Annotated in this window: 15 protein-coding genes; all 15 read right to left on the bottom strand. The window is 59.0% G+C overall.

All coding sequences use genetic code 11. The features are described 5' to 3' along the window. Nucleotides 1-19: 19 nt before the first annotated feature. The 15 genes from ING98_05505 to ING98_05435 all read right to left on the bottom strand — a co-directional run bounded on the left by ING98_05505 (nucleotide 20) and on the right by ING98_05435 (nucleotide 16,548). On the bottom strand, nucleotides 20-382 hold the full coding sequence (locus ING98_05505) for a DUF5615 family PIN-like protein (GenBank protein MCA3101309.1): 363 nt from the start codon (nucleotides 380-382) through the stop codon (nucleotides 20-22). Next, the gene (locus ING98_05500) at nucleotides 379-609 is read right to left on the bottom strand and encodes a DUF433 domain-containing protein (GenBank protein MCA3101308.1); all 231 of its coding nucleotides are present in this window, start codon (nucleotides 607-609) and stop codon (nucleotides 379-381) included. The genes ING98_05505 and ING98_05500 overlap by 4 nt, the downstream gene beginning before the upstream one ends. Before the next feature lie 76 nt (nucleotides 610-685). Continuing rightward, complete coding sequence (ubiA, locus tag ING98_05495; GenBank protein MCA3101307.1) at nucleotides 686-1,558, bottom strand: 4-hydroxybenzoate octaprenyltransferase; 873 nt, start codon at nucleotides 1,556-1,558, stop codon at nucleotides 686-688. A gap of 16 nt (nucleotides 1,559-1,574) precedes the next feature. Then, nucleotides 1,575-2,129: a chorismate lyase gene (locus ING98_05490; GenBank protein MCA3101306.1), complete on the bottom strand. Its 555-nt coding sequence runs from the start codon at nucleotides 2,127-2,129 to the stop codon at nucleotides 1,575-1,577. 223 nt (nucleotides 2,130-2,352) lie between these two features. Then, nucleotides 2,353-4,488 carry an ATP-dependent DNA helicase RecG gene (gene recG / locus ING98_05485; protein ID MCA3101305.1) on the bottom strand — a complete coding sequence of 712 codons (2,136 nt, stop codon included), beginning with the start codon at nucleotides 4,486-4,488 and terminating at the stop codon, nucleotides 2,353-2,355. Nucleotides 4,489-4,756: 268 nt separating this feature from the next. Beyond that, entirely contained in the window at nucleotides 4,757-5,650 is an 894-nt protein-coding gene (locus ING98_05480; GenBank protein MCA3101304.1) for a glycosyltransferase family 2 protein, read from the bottom strand. Next, nucleotides 5,647-6,636, bottom strand: coding sequence for a glycosyltransferase family 2 protein (locus ING98_05475; GenBank protein MCA3101303.1), 990 nt, complete (start codon nucleotides 6,634-6,636; stop codon nucleotides 5,647-5,649). The genes ING98_05480 and ING98_05475 overlap by 4 nt, the downstream gene beginning before the upstream one ends. A 15-nt stretch (nucleotides 6,637-6,651) precedes the next feature. Then, the gene (gene kdsA / locus ING98_05470) at nucleotides 6,652-7,494 is read right to left on the bottom strand and encodes a 3-deoxy-8-phosphooctulonate synthase (GenBank protein MCA3101302.1); all 843 of its coding nucleotides are present in this window, start codon (nucleotides 7,492-7,494) and stop codon (nucleotides 6,652-6,654) included. Between the two features lie 49 nt (nucleotides 7,495-7,543). Then, nucleotides 7,544-8,329 carry a glycosyl transferase gene (locus ING98_05465; protein MCA3101301.1) on the bottom strand — a complete coding sequence of 262 codons (786 nt, stop codon included), beginning with the start codon at nucleotides 8,327-8,329 and terminating at the stop codon, nucleotides 7,544-7,546. Nucleotides 8,330-8,545: 216 nt separating this feature from the next. Further along, entirely contained in the window at nucleotides 8,546-9,157 is a 612-nt protein-coding gene (locus ING98_05460) for a hypothetical protein (GenBank protein ID MCA3101300.1), read from the bottom strand. A 15-nt stretch (nucleotides 9,158-9,172) separates the two neighbouring features. Further along, entirely contained in the window at nucleotides 9,173-10,309 is a 1,137-nt protein-coding gene (locus ING98_05455; GenBank protein MCA3101299.1) for an ABC transporter ATP-binding protein, read from the bottom strand. A gap of 55 nt (nucleotides 10,310-10,364) precedes the next feature. After that, nucleotides 10,365-11,174 carry an ABC transporter permease gene (locus tag ING98_05450; protein ID MCA3101298.1) on the bottom strand — a complete coding sequence of 270 codons (810 nt, stop codon included), beginning with the start codon at nucleotides 11,172-11,174 and terminating at the stop codon, nucleotides 10,365-10,367. Between the two features lie 217 nt (nucleotides 11,175-11,391). After that, on the bottom strand, nucleotides 11,392-13,506 hold the full coding sequence (locus tag ING98_05445) for a methyltransferase domain-containing protein (GenBank protein ID MCA3101297.1): 2,115 nt from the start codon (nucleotides 13,504-13,506) through the stop codon (nucleotides 11,392-11,394). A gap of 369 nt (nucleotides 13,507-13,875) precedes the next feature. Continuing rightward, nucleotides 13,876-16,260, bottom strand: a complete 2,385-nt coding sequence (locus ING98_05440; GenBank protein MCA3101296.1) for a hypothetical protein — start codon at nucleotides 16,258-16,260, stop codon at nucleotides 13,876-13,878. Between the two features lie 45 nt (nucleotides 16,261-16,305). Further along, the gene (locus tag ING98_05435) at nucleotides 16,306-16,548 is read right to left on the bottom strand and encodes a transposase (GenBank protein MCA3101295.1); all 243 of its coding nucleotides are present in this window, start codon (nucleotides 16,546-16,548) and stop codon (nucleotides 16,306-16,308) included. Between the last annotated feature and the right edge of the window lie 406 nt (nucleotides 16,549-16,954).

Below are 16,954 nucleotides of genomic sequence, written 5' to 3'. Positions count from 1 at the left end.
AGGTGCGGACAACACCGAGCTAAAGCGGGAGCACCCGCAACCGTGCGCGAACCGGATCAACGGTGACCAGCGCGCCCGCCTCCAGATCCTGGCTCATCTGCCTCAGGGCCGCGACAACGGCGGGCCCGACGGCTTCCGGGCTGACGTTCGACGATCGCACCTGCACGACACTCGGCTTGTATCCGCGGGTCGCCGCCAGGATCGCGCCAAAGTCGAGATCGTGAGTCAGGACAACGAAATCGTTGGCTCGCGCATGCGCCATGATCGCGTGATCCGTGGCGTCTGCAACTCCTGTGGTCGACCAATGCGTCGCCTCGAAACCGGCGCCTTCGAGGAAATCGATCCAACGCGGCGACAGGTTCATGTCGACAAGCAACTTCATGCCGGATGCAGATGGACCTCACGTTCCTCGGCCCGCCACGCCGCATACCGCAGCGCCTGCATCACATCTTCATGTTCCAGGTACGGATAGTCGCGGAGTAGCTCGTCGACGGTGCGGCCGGCTCCGATCTGGGCGACGACCATGCCAACCGTGACCCGCTGGCCGCGGATGCAAGCCTTACCGCCCATCACACCTGGCTGCTGGGTTATGCGCTCTAGTTGCTCCATCATGGTCTCCAAGCTGGAACCGCATGATACGGCAAGCCCGGGAGGCGACACCCGAGCTGGAATGGCCCCATCGGCCCTACAACGCCACCCTGAACCACCCATCCATCAGAATCCCCACGAACACGACACCGCCCACCGCAATGTTGTTCATGAACGCCTTGAAGCATTGCTGCGGCTCGCGCGTGGCGCACAGCGCCACCTGGTAGCGCGCGAGCAGCGCGCACAGCACCAGCGCGCCGAAGTAGACCCCGCCGCGCCCGGTCATCACGCCGACGGCGATCATCGTCAGCAGGAACGCGCCATGGGCGAGCGCAATGCCGACCAGGTCGAAGCGGCCGAAGGTGATCGCCGAGGTCTTGATGCCGATCTTCAGGTCGTCCTCACGATCGACCATCGCATAGGCGGTGTCGTAGGCGATCGCCCAGAACACGTTGGCGAGCATCATCACCCAGGCCACCAGCGGCACGCCGCCGGTGGCGGCTGCATAGGCCATCGGGATGCCGAAGCCGAATGCGATGCCGAGATAGGCCTGCGGTACAGCGAAGAACCGCTTGGTAAACGGGTAGGTGAAGGCGAACATCAGCGCGAGCAGGGACATCGCGATGGTGAGCCAGTTCAGCATCAGCACCAGCGAGCCGGCGAGTACGGTCAGCACCGCCGCCAGCACCAGTGCCTCCTTCACGCCGACCAACCCGGCAGTGATGGGGCGGTCACGGGTGCGCGCGACATGGCGATCGAAATTCCGGTCGGCGATGTCGTTCACCACGCAGCCGGCCGAGCGCATCAGCGCCGCGCCGAGCACGAAGATCCAGACCAGAACCAGGTCGGGCTGCCCCCTCGAAGCCAGCCAGAGCGCCCACAGCGCGGGCCAGAGCAGCAGCAGGATGCCCACCGGGCGATCCAGGCGCATCAGCTTTTCGTAATGGGACAGGCGGGTCGCGAGCGGGATCGGACCTGCGCGGGCGCTATCGGCCATCGGCGTGTTCATCGGAAGGTGTGCGCGGCTGCATCCGCGGGACTGCGTACTGCGGCGCGTGCACCGGGCGCAAGGATGCCACGGCGGGCAGGAAAACCTCTGTCACCAGCAATTGCCGCCCGCCAGCGCTGAACACCGACCGCCGCGCCCAGAGCGACCGGGGAACGGGCAGCCCGCGCGCGGCAAGTTCGGCGGCGGCGCTCCGGTAGCGACGGTCCGGCGCCCGGAGCTGGCGGAAGCGCAGCGGGCCGCGCCGAACCAGCGGGTCGCTGAACAGCGCTTCGCCGAGCGGCCGTACGCCGAGCCCGGCGAGCCAGCGCCAGCGGCCACGCAACGCGGAGGCGTCGATCACGCTGTGCGCGAAGACCGTCGGCAGACCATCGCATACCAGGAGTACCTCCCTTGTCAGGGTGGCGAGCCTTCGCGACACGCCGCGCTGAGCCCCCGGTCGCCCCTGAAGGCGGTTACCGCGCCCCGCCGCAGACCGGATACAGGCCACTTCATCATTGCAGGCCCCACCCCGCTGCTGGGCGAGGCGCACCACTTCAAACGTCCGCGCCGCCTGCCTGAGCCGCTGGGTGAGCGATCCCTCGCCGGTCAGCCAGGCACGCTGCCCCGGCAATGCGGGTACGACACGGTGCCAGCGCGCACGCGGTGCATCAGCGGCCCGTGAGAGATTATCGGCAGGAATACGCATGACTTCAGTCCACGGCGACACGCCGACGGTCGATTCTATGCCGGCATTGGGTTTCGGCGTCAGCGGGCGCTCACCCGTTCAACCATTGCAAGGCTTCGGGCAGCCAGCGGGCGAGATGCCGCCGGGCGGCCTCCGGCTCGCGTTCGAGCAAGGGCCCGGCCGCCTCGACGGCAGCCTCCAGCAGGTCGACATCCTGCACCGGATCGGCGAAGCGGAGCATCGGCAGGCCGCTCTGCCGCGCCCCCATCAACTCGCCCGGGCCGCGCAACTCGAGGTCGCGGCGGGCGATCTCGAAGCCGTCGCTGCTCTCGAACACGACCTTCAACCGCTCGCGGGCGAGCGGCGACAGCGGCGTCTGGTAGAGCAGGATGCACGACGACTTCGCGCTGCCGCGCCCGACCCGCCCGCGCAACTGGTGCAGCTGCGCGAGCCCCATCCGCTCGGCATGCTCGATCACCATCAGCGAGGCATTGGGCACGTCGACGCCGACTTCGATGACCGTCGTGGCCACCAGCAGCTGCAGCGCACCGTCCTTGAACGCGGCCATGGTCGTCGCTTTCTCCGCCGCCTTCAGCCGGCCATGTACCAGGCCGACCGACAGCTCGGGGAAGGTCGCGCACAGCGCGGCGTGGGTATCCACCGCCGTCTGCAGCTGCAGCGCCTCCGACTCCTCGATCAGCGGACACACCCAGTAGGCCTGGCGGCCCTGCATGCAGGCGTCGCGCACCCGCTGGATGACCTCGTCGCGGCGATGGTCGCCGACCAGCCGGGTGGCGATCGGGCTGCGGCCGGGCGGCAGCTCATCGATGGTCGACACGTCGAGGTCGGCATAGCAGGCCATGGCCAGCGTGCGCGGGATGGGGGTGGCGGTCATCATCAGCAGGTGCGCCTCGGCTGGAGACGCAGTGCTGGCGGATGCAGCGCCGGCGTCCAGCCCCTTGCCGCGCAGCGCGAGCCGCTGGTTCACGCCGAAGCGGTGCTGCTCGTCGACGATGGCCAGCGCCAGCTTGCTGAAATCGACGCCCTGCTGGAACAGCGCGTGGGTGCCGACGGCGATCGAGGCTTCGCCGGCGGCGAGCCGGGCACAGGCGGCGGCGCGCTTCTTCTTCGTGAGGCTGCCCGCGAGCCAGGCCACCTCGACGCCAGCCGGCGCGAACCACCCTTCGAACTTGCGGAAGGTCTGCTCGGCGAGCAGCTCGGTCGGCGCCATCACTGCCACCTGCGTACCAGCCTCGACCGCCTGGGCGGCGGCCAGCGCCGCCACCAGCGTCTTGCCGCTGCCGACGTCGCCCTGCAGCAGCCGCTGCATCGGCTGGCCGCGCGCCAGGTCGGCGGAGATCTCGGCGAGCACGCGCGCCTGGGCGCGCGTCGGGTCGAGGCCGGCGGTGGCGAGAACCTGCCGCGCCAGCCTGCCGGCCAACGGCAGCGGCAGTGCGCTCCGGGACGAGCGGCTGTTGCGGTGCATGCGCATCGAGAGCTGCTGGGCCAGCAGTTCGTCGAACTTCATCCTGCGCCAGGCGGGGTGGGTTCGGTTGGTGAGGGCGGCGGCGTCGATGTCGGCGGGGGGGGCGTGGAGCAGGTGCAGGCTCTGGGCGAACGGCGGCAGCCCGAGGCCGCCGAGCAATGACGCGGGCAGCGTTTCGGACAGGTCCGCCTGCGCGACCGCCCGACTTACCAGCCGCTGCAGCACGGGCTGCGACAGACCCTGGGTGGTCGGATAGACCGGCGTCAGCCGGTCCGGCATCGGCGTGCCTTCAGTCAGCACCCGCCAGCGCGGGTGGACCATCTCCGCGCCGATGAATCCGCCGCGGATCTCGCCCACGGCCCGGATGCGCACGCCCGGCTCGAGCGCGCGCTGCTGGCTGGGGTAGAAGTTGAGGAACCGCAGCGTCAGCTCGCCCGTGCCGTCGTCGACCGTGACGACCAGCGTGCGCCGGGGCTTGAACCGGACCTGCGCGTCACGCACGACGCACTCCACCACGACCGCACCACCGCCGAGCACCCGTGTCGCCTCGGCGATGGTCGACAGACGGGTCTCATCGTCGTAGCGCAGGGGCAGGTGGAGTACGAGGTCGGCGAGCGTGCGCAGGCCGATGCGGGCGAGCAGCCTGGTCTGGGCCGGGTTGATCCCGGGCGGGCCGGCGCTGGTGGCCGCCCGCGGAGGGACGTCGGCAGCGGAATTGTGCTTGCAGGATGCGCCGGGCATCCGAGGATGCTAATCGAGAAGCGTGGGTGGCGGGCGGGGCACTATGCTCGCGTGATCGATGAACAGCGTCTCACCGGCCCGGTGCACCTGGCGTAGCCGGCGGGTCGATCGGGTCGAGGATGACGGCGCAGGTCGTGATCGATGCCCTGACTGGGCCACTCTTCGCCTGCGCGGTTCCTCAACGATTGGATCAGCGCTCAGCATGAGCAACGAATGGCGGCTTAATGCCAACGAGTTGGAAGGCGAAATACAGAGGGAAGCTCACAATTCAGCCACGAATCAACCCCAACTCGGCGAGCCAACGCCGGACTGTCAAGTAAATCGCAGCCAAACAAAAGCGCAACCACACGCCGAGCGTCACCAGCCACATCAACGCACCCGGATACTGACGACGAAAAAATTTACCATAGAACCGCAACATGCCCTTGTGCTTGTGCCATTCGACAAACACACGACGCGACCGGCTACACGCACCTAACGCATGGAAAATGCGTGCATCGGGCACAAAAAGAATCTTCCAGCCCTTTCTCCGAAAGCGAATGCACCAATCCAGGTCCTCGCAGTGCAGAAAATAACCTTCATCCCAACTACCCACATCTTCCACCGCTTCACGCTTGACCAACATGCACGCACCGGAAATGGCTTCGACCTCGATCGGGCCTTCAGGCAAGGGCTGCTTGTGCAGATGAAAATCATAAAACAGCTTGGGCCAGCGGTCGGCAAAGCGATACAAGCCAAAGGCCCTTACGAACGAACGCCATGGCGTGGGTACAGCCCGCCGCCCACCACCTTGTTCGATTCCATCCTCATTGACCAGCAAACCACCTACCATGCCCACCTGGTGGGCAGACTGCAAGGCAGACAATAGTGTCGCAACAGCACCGGGTTGAAAAGCACAGTCAGGGTTCAGGAACAGCAAGGATGGCGCGGACGATGCAGCCATACCAATATTGCACGCCACTGCAAATCCTACATTGCTCGGGTTTCGGATAACGCGAATGTGTGGTGCGACCGGAAGGTCTTCCAGGCTCCCGTCATGCGAAGCGTTATCCACCACGATAATCTCAATCGCCAGCGAGGAGGCGAGCAAGGAATGCACACAACCGCTCAGCAAAGGGCCAGCGTTGTAATTGACGATGATGGCGGAAACCGTAGGGATCATGCTTTTCTTCCCATTGGGAGCAAGCGCTTGTCCAAGACCCGCCAGATACCCCAGATCGACGCGACCCTCGCTTTTTGAATCTGCTTGCGCTTGCGCCACATCCTGGGCACACCAGATAGAGCATCGCGCTTGGCTCGAATAATGATCGCGCCTTGACCGCGCAAAGCGAACCAGATAATGCTCACGAGATTCAATACAACGTGCAGTGGCAACATCAGCCAGAACAAAGCGCCTGGCATGTTTTTTACAAAGGTCCAGACCAGATTACGATGGCCGTGATAGACAGCAAAATCACTGTGCTGGCTGCCTGTGGTACCCGAGCCAACATGGTGCGCTACCGCCGCGGGCACATAGAGACAACGATAATCCGCCAACCGCAGGCGAAACCCGAGGTCAACGTCTTCCGAATAACAAAAATAATCCTCGTCGAATCCGCCAAGCTCAAGAAGATCACTACGCCGATACATCGCTGCGGCTGCACAAGGCGAGAACACTTCGCGCACAGGTTCAGATAATGATGGCGCAGGAACGCCATGTCCAATGCGCCAAACTCGTCCGCTCAGATGGTACGCGTCCCCTTCTCCATCAAGTAACGTCGTATCTGCGGCGTTGACCAGCTTGCTCGCAAAAAAATCAAACCCGAGATTGGCACCTGCCGCAGCCAACAAGGCCTCCAGATAGTTCGGTTCTGCAAAAGCATCAGGATTCAACGTCACGATCCACTGGGATTCAGCAGAGACAGCCGCGATCGCCAAGTTGTTGCCCCGAGCAAAACCCAGATTCTCGTTCTGTACCAGCACACGGACTGATGGAAAACGACGAGCAATAACGAGCGAGGCGTCAGTGCTTGCGTTGTCTATCAAGATGATCTCGTGTGGCGCAACTGTCTGGGCCAATAACGCCGAAAGGCAGCGGTCGAGGAACCGTTCTCCATTCCAGTTGACGATTACAACCGATACTCTCGGTTGAGGGCCTGGATCAAGCATCAGCGCGACAGTTGGCTAGGCAATATCCAGAAACTGAAATGACTTCACCAAGTCATCCACCGCCTTGATCTGGCCAAGGAACGCTTCCAGTTTGTTCAGCGGCAAGGCACTGGGACCGTCACACTTGGCGTTATCGGGCTCCGGGTGTGCCTCCAGGAAGAGGCCGGCAAGCCCCACCGCCATGCCGGCACGAGCCAAGTCAGCAATCTGTTGACGCCGTCCACCAGAGGCTGCACCCGATGGATCGCGTTGCTGCAGGGCGTGGGTCGCATCGAAAATGATCGGCAAACCACCAGTGACCTTCTTCATCACACCAAAACCCAGCATATCCACCACCAAGTTGTCGTAGCCGAAGCAGGTTCCCCGATCGCAAAGCATCAACTGCTCGTTGCCGGCCTCCTTGAACTTCTCCACGATGTTCAACACCTGAGATGGACTCAAGAACTGGGGCTTCTTGATGTTGATGGGCTTACCTGTCTTGGCCAAGGCCACCACCAAGTCGGTCTGACGAGCCAGGAAAGCCGGCAACTGCAGAACGTCGACCACCTCGGCTACGGGCGCGGCTTGCCAAGGTTCATGGACGTCCGTGATGACTGGCACGCCGAACTCCGCCTTGATAGCCTCAAATATCTTGAGCCCTTCATCCAGCCCCGGCCCACGGTAGGAATGGATGGACGAGCGATTGGCCTTATCGAAACTGGCTTTGAACACGTAGGTAATGCCGAGCTTCGACGTGACACGAACGAATTCGGAGCATATGCGGAGCGCGAGATCCTTGGACTCAAGCACGTTCATGCCAGCGAACAGCGCGAACGGGCCTTGATTCGACATCTCCTTGATCGAGAATGTTTGTTCCATGAGTGGTTGCATTAGGCTCGGATTCAATTTGTGCAGGTGGACGCCTTGCTTATCGATTCGCCGACCTAGTCAGTCGATGCAGGCCGCGGCGCACGTAGGAGACCAACATTGAACGCCACGACGTCCATGGGCGCACCTTGCCGCTGCGGATAGACTTGTAGGGCGCCACGAATCCTGCGTCCAGCCGGAGCAACTCACTGTCGTGGACCTCCGGCTGCTTCAGCTCCTTCATCAGCGAGGGGCGAACATGGCCGGCGGCAATCTCTCGGGCCAGTACCTCTTTTGTAATGAAGCCGGCGTCGACCGCACGGCGCAGGCACCCCACCCACAGATGCGACAGGGGATTGTTCAACGACACCCAGGGCTGAGTATCCATGTCGGTGTAGTGCAGCAGGTGAGTTCGACCAGCTTCGTATTTTTCGAGGCTGTTCCAACCAGAGTCCAAGGTACGCCCGACGCTGCTGGCTACGCACATCTCGTGCATAAGCTGCTCGTAAGTGTAGCGGCCCTCATCCAGCCCCTGCACAATGGACTCGATGCGCCACTGCAGCCGCTCGCAATCGAGCAGCACCACGCTGAACTGCCCCTTGCGGCCGTCGGTGCCTTCGCGCACCGTTAGCAGGTCGTACCCATCCACTGGAGCGTTCCACAGCGCACCGATGTCGGTGAACAGCTGCATGTCAGCGTCAAGGTAGATGGCTCGGCCTTCGTAATTGCACAGCTCGGGAATAAGGAAGCGTTGGAATGAGAAGGGCGTACGCGGACGATTACGCAACTCGAGCGGCATGGGAATGGTACGCTCGAACGATGCAATACGGTGGAGCTGGACTGGCAACGCACTCGTCTCCTTAATGGAAAACTCGAGGACGCGAGTCGGCAGCCATTCAGCTGAAGTAGCCGCAACGAATACACGAATAGGCACAGTATTGAGCATCGGCAAAGTCTTCTATTCTTTAATTTTCTTCAATCGTCTAGAAACAATTGAACTGCAACTTTCTCATTCTGATTTTGACATGCGAAAGGCAACCATGAGTAGCTAAACTACCACAGGTCACTTTCTGTATACCTCAGCACAAGTCGAGAACAAGTAAGCGTAGCTTCGATCACCAAAAATCCATCTTGCTTTATTTAAAACACTCATTACCTTAGATTTCCTACTTGCCATCAAAACAACCAATTCCGAAGCTGCCTGATTCTCAAATAGAAACAAGATGTCAAATCTAGACTCGAGTTTTCTGACCCACCAATCAGCTGGCTTAACAATTAGATGGGCATTTCTTCCATCTTGAAGTGTTTTTGCCGCTTCACGTGTTGACACCACAATGAAAGCTATTTTTTTACTCAGACCATCAAGATCTTCAATTACTTTATCAAGGTATTCAGGTTCTATGTGCTCAAGAACATCCCCGCAAACAACTAAATCAGCAGAAGCCGGCTTTGCGGACAACTCTGGAATTGCGGGATCATAGCCCGCGATGTTAAGCGCAGGCAAAGCAGAAGAAAGAGTCTGCTTTCCACAGCCGTAATCCAAAACAGAACTAATTTTGAATCTTGCATGTAAAAATTCAACTGCAACGGCCCACTTTCTGCCACTCGTCCCAAAAGCATTGTTTTCAGCATGCAACTGCCGATTGAGATCACGATAATTCTCGGAAATGGTCATCTATATTAGTCTTTTTTATAACACTCTTATAGCCATCCCCAGGTCTGCAATGCCGCTTGTGGCAGAATTCCCAGGAATATCAAAATACACGAAATTTTGGTAAAGACTCAAAGGCCTTTTTACGTCACCAATAAGCTCATGCACAATACAGCTCACGAAGTAACGTCCAGGAGCTAGCTTGCGCTCAAAACTCAATTCTACCGGACGTGAATCACCTGCATTTAGTTCCCCGATGTTAAAGCCAGCACGAGAGCCATCAAGTGCACACACCGTGATTCCATGCTGATTAGTAATTCCAAAATTCAGTGCTAGGTACTTAATGTTGCGTCGCGCGCATAAGTGCGCACGCACAACACCAAGCACTCGATCTCCCTCTCGCCGTTCCGATATCTGAAAACCGTCCAGAACTGCGTCATTGGAAAGCGTTGAATCCGGTTTTGTACTGCCGACAATCTTTCCCTCGAAGTCATCTTCCCCCATGGCCTCGGTGCGGATACGCTTGTAGGCTTCTACAGCCTCGAAAGTCGGACCGTCAAAGACTTTTTGTCCACCCTCCAAAATCACGCCGCGCGTACAGAAGTTGGCCAGCATGTTTGGGTTATGGCTGACCAACAGGAATGTCTGACCAGACTCCTTCATATGACGGATTCGGTCGTAGCACTTCATGCGGAAGTTAGCATCACCTACAGCAAGTGTCTCGTCAATAATGATGAGGTCGCAATCAACGTGAATGGCACAGGAAAAGGCCAAACGCGACTGCATGCCGGAGGAATATGTCCGCAAGGGCCGATCGAAGAAGCGCCCAAGGTCCGCAAAGGCCTCAATGGCACCAATACGCTTGTCTGTCTCTGCACGACTGATACCTTGCATGCTACAAAAAAGGTAAGCGTTCTCTCGGCCAGAGAAATTGGCGTTAAAGCCAGCGGTCAGTCCCAACAGGGTTGCGATTCGGCCAAATCGCTCCACATTGCCTGACGTTGCCTGGATCACATTACCCAAAATACCCAACAGCGTGGTCTTGCCCGCGCCGTTGCGCCCCATGATTCCAACGGTCTCACCACGGCGGATTTCGAGGTCAATTCCATGCAGTACGGGATACTCATCCACTTTTTTCAAAGACTTGCCAAAAAGTGCTTGAAGCAGCGTGGCCAACGGACTCTGGCTACCCGAATAGACCTTTATCAAGTCATGTGCGACTAGAAGTAAATCAGACGACATCAGAGATAACACCCTTTACGCGACTAAAAATCCAGCTCGCAAGCAGGAACAAGGCCAAACAAGCGAGAGGGAAACCCATCAGCAATGCTGGCTGTGGCATGACGCCGAATACCAGTGGGGCGCGCAAAACCTCCACCATAGCTGTAAGTGGATTGAGCCACATCCAACCCTGCCACGCCTCCGGCACCATGGACAAAGGGTATGTAATGGGAGTTGCATAGAACATGATGCGAAGCAACAACCGCATTGCATCGGAGATGTCACCGATGAACGGCCCTAGTGCCGCCAAAAGCAAGGACAGCCCGCAGAGAAAAAATGAACATAACGCCAGCGCAGGCAAGAACCAGGCAAGGCCATTCCAGGTCAGACGATGCTGCATAAGGGCAACCGCCAGCAGCAAAATGATCATGACTCCTGCGTTTACGCTTGCACGCATCAAGTTGGCCACCCATAGGACCCAGATTGGAAACGGTGACTTCACAACATAGATGCGCTTGGAGGCAAACAAAACAGTCGACGAATTGACCAAGTCTGATAACGTGAGATAGACCACCAAGCCAGTGAAGAACGGCAACAAAAATCCTATATCTTGATCGGGCTGGTGAGGAAGTTGCCACTTGACACCGAATATGAGGCCGAACACTAGCCAGTAAATGCCCAGCAGACCAAGAGGGGTGAGCACAAGCCAAAGTGGACCAGCGATAGACCGCTTGTACTTGGCGGCAAGGTCACGCATAGCGAGATCCCATGCGAGGCGAAGGTGGCTGCGCAGGATCGGATGAATAGTCCTGTCTGTCACGGGTATACACCTCTTGCGGGGGTAGTGATTGCCCTGCCTTCTAGGCTACTTCTATGGCTAGCATCAATTCCAAAGAACTCCAAAATCGTTTTTCTAGCGATCAAAAATGGCAGCATTTTTCAAAAGTACCTTTTGCATGGCACACGCTCGAAAAGGCGCTCGCTATCCATAATGGCGATACCTGTAGCGATGCCGATCGCATAGTTACCGATTGCCTTTATCGACAAACCAGTGCGGTTATTCGGGGGCCGTTGCGCTGCTGTTCGTCCTTGAGAATCTGGAAGCTGCCGAAACCCAGTTCCGCCAACAAGCCTTTCAGGTCGTCCAGCAAGAGCCATTTCGCGTGGTCATACATTCCGGAGAAGACCTCATCTCGACCCTTCTCACGGTAGTGAAAGTATCGGTAATCATGACCATCTACTTCGTATTTGTTGTTTACCATCTCCGGCGTTGCGTAGTGCGTATCGAGGAGAAACCCTCTGCCAGTCAGGGCAGCGAGGCGCTTCAGATGGATAACGGGGTCCTTCAGGTGGTACAGGACACCCACATGATGAACAAAATCAACTCGCGGGAGGCGCGCCATATCCTCGGCCTTCTCGATATCACTGACAAATGATGTCGGCCTGTAGCCAAACAAGTTGCATCGCACCACGGTCTTTACGATGTTCTCAATGCGCGAGTCAACTGCAGTTACCTCTGCACCGAACTGCGCTAGCGCAATGGTGTGAACGCCTTCAAAACACCCAATCTCCAAAACAGAGCGATCTTTGAGGCCAAAAGCTTTATTCATTTGCACGATACGAGGATCGGGCACCACCTGCGGTGTCTCTCGCTTTCCTTTCCAGGCGATGTTTCCAAAGCGGCGTCCTTTTGTGTCGGATGTGAAGCACATCCATGGCAGCATCTCATTGAGTCGCTTCAAATCATCGTCGGAGAGCGATTCTACGTAGCCCGACTGAACGCGGTGTTCGTCAAACCCGTCGAAGGCGACTGAGGCTGGCTCGCGAACCTTTCCGATGACGTTACTTGTTCGATCAATACTGTCGGTGATCTTCTGAATGGTATCGTCCATGTTGACTGACTCCTGATTTCTTGGCTTCATCGCACGAGGAGGACTTTGTGCCTGATCGTCCTCCACAACCTTGTAACGCACCATGCCCGCTCTGGTGGCCAGCCCCACAACATCAAGCACTTGTGCGCGCAAGGCTTCCAGCGAGTATTCCTGCATTAATCTGCGTTGGGCAGCCTGGACTTGGCGCATGCGAACCGAGGGATTGGTTGCCAGAACCTGCAACGCATCGTCCCAGCCCCCGTCCTCGGCAAGCCAGCCGCAGCCTTCGGCACAACATGAGTCGTAAATCATGCCTCGCGTTGCCACCACCGCCGTGCCAACCGAGGTGTACTCAATCCATTTATTGATGTTTTTGACTTCATTGAACCGAGTACGCGCGAGTGGACAAATACCGATGTCCCATCTACGCGCAGCCAACGCAGCTAGAAAATCCTCGTAGTTCTGCACCACTGGCAGTTCGATCACCCGGTCGCCAAACTCAGCCAGTTGTGGGGGGCGAGCAATGCGACCGAACAGTTCGAACTTCATGTGAGGTTGCCGCCTGAGCAGTCGAACAACTGCAGGAAGCGCCACCTGGAAGTCATGGGCATGGTCGAAGCCCATGTAGCCAAGCGTGAGCGCCTGACCGTCTCGCGGAGCCTGCAGGACCCGGCCTGCGCAAAACAATGAACCTACATAAAACTCCCGTGCGATCCCCAATTCGCCGAGACGCTGAGTCAGCCGTTCGTTAGAACAATAGACAACGTCGGCCTCTTCCAACAAATAGCGTACGGCAGTCAATCGCAGTGGGTGGTTATGGTACGCAAACTTCGCCTCGCCAATCTCGCGCGGTACGTTTAGCAGATCATCGTCAATGCAGTACACCGTACCAATGCCACAGTCTCGAGAGTAAGAGAGCAATTCACTCGCAAATGGTCCACTGTAACGGCAAATAAAGATACAAGTAGCCTTACTGTTGATCAGACGCTGCCGGAACCACTGGAGAGCGTCATGTGAACGAATATTGCTACCGAACACCTTCTTGATCTGTTCTTCGGTAAGAAACTCCAGACTTACCTCGCCTGCCGCGATCGAGTCGGCAAGAGGGGAAAGCAGTGACAATTGAACAGTTGGAATAACCGCGTTGGCAATCACAAGCAGTCGAATCGATGCAGCGCTATTCGGCAAAGGGAATTTAGCCGTATCCTCTACGTCCAAAGCAGGTGTAAACGCCTTGCGCGCCAGTCTGGCAAGTGCTGCAAATGCGTTATGAATGCCCATGCGCCCGCTCCTCTTTACGATGTTCCCGGTCAAACTACTTAATTGCCTGACAAGGCTCCCGCGTGGCATCGCAAACCGCATTGCAGGCACCGTTGTCCATCAGAGGGTCACTTTGGGGTTCGTATGATCGAGCATTGGCAACCACCACCGTGGCACTTTGTTTCGCCATTTAAGGTGTTTCACCTTTTCTTGTATTTTTTCTCCCTACGAACGGTAGGCTCAGTCGCTCACGGGTGGCGCGGAACACCTGCATATCTGCATCCATATAAATTGTGCGAGTCGCCATAACCAGCGAGTTGGGGAATGCAGAAACGGCTGAAAGCAAACTACGTACGCTGTCGGTTCCCAGGGTCCATGCGAACAGGTACATCAGGTGTTTACTGTGGCGCTGATGCGTGAAGCTGCAGCCAGGTCTGCCGCAATACGCTTTGCACCGTCACCATCGACAAGCACACGCGCGACGAAAGCGGCCGCAGCACTTTCCAGCGTGGCGCGTTGCTCGAGGTCGAGCGCCGCGTTGACTACGGCCGCCCAGTCGGACGGCGCACGCAGCAGGGGCAGGGGGTGGTAGTTGGGCAAGCACAGCCCTCCGGCAAAAACAGCCACCGGCAGACCTTGGCGGGCAGCGTCCAGCGCTACCGTGGACGGACTGGTGATCACAGCTGTCATGCTTCCAAGCAGTGCTGATGCCGTGTGATGCTCCCAAGCGGGTGTCTCCGGGTCGGCGATGACGAGGTTAGAAGCGGCAGGCCGCTGGCCCTCGTACCGATGGGTCAGCCACACCCCGGCATGGTGTGGTTTGATCAGGAAAGTGACCTCTGGAAAGCCCTCGGCCAGCAGGGTCACCGCATCCAGAAAAGCCTGCCGATACGTGTCATCGTAGCGATGCCAGTGCAGGTTTTCGAAGACGCCGACGACAGGCCGACCCTTGGGCAAGAGTTGCCCAAGGTCGGCCGGTTTCGTGGTGGCGGGCTTAGTACACCCCAAGGGGATGCAGCGAGCGCGCGTGCTGGCGTCCAGCCGCGGGTGAAGCGTTTCTGGACCACCCCAAGTGTAGATGCGCTGAGCCTTGATGGTCACCCGGTCAATCGGGTGAACAGCGTCTTCATAGGTCAGGCCCACGTTTTCGAAGCCATGCTGCAGCGTCGCTACTGTGAGGTCGCGCGCCAACGCCAACTCTGTGAGCTTTCGAGTGAAGCGGTGCGGACCGAGGTTGGTCTCGGTTACTGTAAGCAAGCATCGGGCGCTGTCAGGAAACACGACACTCCCAGTGGGGAGTTCGTCGGGAAGTGCACGGTAGTCGATTCGGCGCTTCTCCAACGTAGCCAGTACCCGCGGGGATTTACGAACAAGGGTCGCGCTGCACCAGACTTGTGCCGAGACACCACTGTCGGCCCAGGCATCGAGTACTGGCACGGCCAAGTCTAGGTCTTGTATCAGGTTTAGGGCCACGATGCACTGCGCAGGCGTGACGGCGCGTTGGGCAGAACGCGGTTGTGCCAGAACTGCCTGCCAGGCTTCAGCTATGGCTTCTTGACCAAATGCGTCTTGGGCAAGCACGAAAGCTGCCTCTGCATCGCGCCGCCCAGCCTCGCGATTGCGAAGATAGCGCTCGAGTCCCGCAACCGTATCGCCAGTGTGAATGTATGGCGCCAGAGGATTCAGCGCGGCGGTGGATGTGGCGACGACCGGCACCCCCTGAGAGACAGCCAGCACGCTGCGGTTAGCCGACTTGCACACACTGAACGGATCCAGCGTGTTGGGCACTACCACGACGTCGGCCTTGCCCAGCCAATGGTTGAGCAATTGAGGCGACCAGTCAAGGTAACGCGATGGAATCCGAAGGGGCCGAATGTACTCCTCGTACTTTTCGCGGTGGTTGCTAATCACCACCAGTTCGACATCGAACCCGCTCGCCACGGTTTCCAGCGCGTCACGGATCTCGAGCAGATCAAGCATGCCGAATTTGGCATGGGGTGCACCATGGTTACCAAACCAGAGGATGGTCTTGGCATGCCGCGCGGCACGTGCCGGGGCCGCATCATCGCGGGGCCACCGGATTGGCGCGTACGTCGCAGCCTGTTGCTTCCGCGGTGCCGGGGACGCATCATTGCGGGGCCATCGGAGTATCCAGCGGTGCAGGTATTTGCGCAGCATGCGTTGCCCGCGATTGACCACACGCCAGAGCAGCCGAACGGCGAGACCAGCCCCCTCCTCGCGCAGACGCACCAAGAGATTTCGTGCCTTACGCCACAGGATGCGTACTCTCTGCGCCTTCTCTCGGGCGTTGGCTTCGCGCAGCAGACGATCCATAGCTTCAAGCAAGGCAAACGTCTCGATACCGTCGGGAATCACCGTCACCGGCACATGAGGCACGCGGTGGCGGACGATGGTCGCGAGCGGCTCGGTCGTGACAACAATAGCGTCGGCCTTCGCGGCAATCACGTCGAAAAGCTGCGTGGGCGAAACCTTGCCGGCAACTCTCCCATAGGCCTCGACGAAGATGTTGTCGCACAGGTCGAACACCACGCGGATGCCCTTGCTGGCCGCGCTTTGGGCCAGGAACAGGTCGTCGGGCGTGAAGCTCTTGACGATGACTAGCGCATCAAGGCCATCAAGGTGCGACTCCAGGCCTGAAGAGAACAGACGGTTGTGGACCTGTTCCGACTCGAGCGCAAGTATGGGCAGCAGCGCACGGTAGCGCACGCTCGCCACGTTGAGCGTCAGCGTCGATACCTTCCAGCCAATGTTCATGGAACGTGAGCTTCCCTCTGTTTTTCGCCTTTAACCCCCTCGGTATTATGCCGCCATTCGTTGCTCATGCTGAGCGCTGATCCAATCATTGAGGAACCGCACAGGCGAGGAGTAGCCCAGCGTGGAATGCTTGCGTCGTCGGTTGTAGATCGGTTCGATGCAGTCGAACAGGTCGGCCTCGGCATCGGCCCGCGTACGGTAGCGGGTGCCGTGCACCCGCTCATGTTTCGGGCCGTTGAAGAAGCTTTCCGCGGGCGCGTTGTCCCGGCCGTTTCCCTTGCGGCTCATCGAGCAGATCATCCCGTAATCGGTGAGGCGTGTCTGGAAGGCAGCGCTCGCCTACTGGCTTCTTGCGAAACCACGCCATGGTCACGGCATCGATCACGACCTGCGCCGTCATCATCGATCGGATCGATCCGCGCCTGGCTCGCCGGGAATCCCCGCTCGCGCGGCTCACGCGCCATCCGCAGGCTGCCGTAAGCACCTTTCAGCTCGCGGTGAATCGATTGGATCGGTGTGGGCATCTGCAAATCGGAAAGCCGCTTGCGAGCTGGACCCCCCTGCCAAGCATGGCAGCCGCTGACGCTCACCCCCAGCGCCGCGCACATTGCCGGCAGCGGATAGCTCGATCGCTGCTGGTCAATCCAGGCGTACTTCACAGTGCATTTTTCGCGAAGTACACCGTCGCTTTTTC

This window comes from Rhodocyclaceae bacterium (genome assembly GCA_020248265.1).
GTDB lineage: Bacteria > Pseudomonadota > Gammaproteobacteria > Burkholderiales > CAIKXV01 > CAIKXV01.
Note: the sequence above shows the minus strand (reverse complement) of the source record. Positions and strands in the feature narration are given on the sequence as shown.